We start from the raw sequence: 291 nt of genomic DNA, 5'->3' as shown, positions 1-291 counted from the left end.
CAACAAACGCGTGCCAGCCAATCCAGTTGCGACCGGCTCCACGCCATCAGGAATCACATTCGGGGATACAACCTGGGTGATCCTGCCCGACCCGTCCAACAAGACAACCACCGTCGCCCCGACAGCGGTCACCAGCCCATCGGACGGCCCCGTTTGTTCCACGCCTTCGCCTTCGCGAGCCGAAGCGGGAATACGGACGCGCACGGCCTGCGAATCCGGGTAAACCTCTAACACCGTGCCCGTGTTCCACCCGCCCGACTCGTTGCCGGTCGTAGCGGTCGCGTTCTGCGA

1 protein-coding gene is annotated in these 291 nt (G+C 64.3%); it reads right to left on the bottom strand.

Features of this window, described 5'->3' with window-relative positions; genetic code table 11:
• Positions 1-291 (bottom strand): hypothetical protein (locus QP415_RS11480; RefSeq protein WP_285100165.1); only part of this gene is annotated, 291 nt, incomplete at both ends.

Origin of the sequence: Pauljensenia sp. UMB3104 (assembly GCF_030217285.1) — a bacterium.
Taxonomy (GTDB): Bacteria; Actinomycetota; Actinomycetes; order Actinomycetales; family Actinomycetaceae; genus Pauljensenia.
Note: the sequence above shows the minus strand (reverse complement) of the source record. Positions and strands in the feature narration are given on the sequence as shown.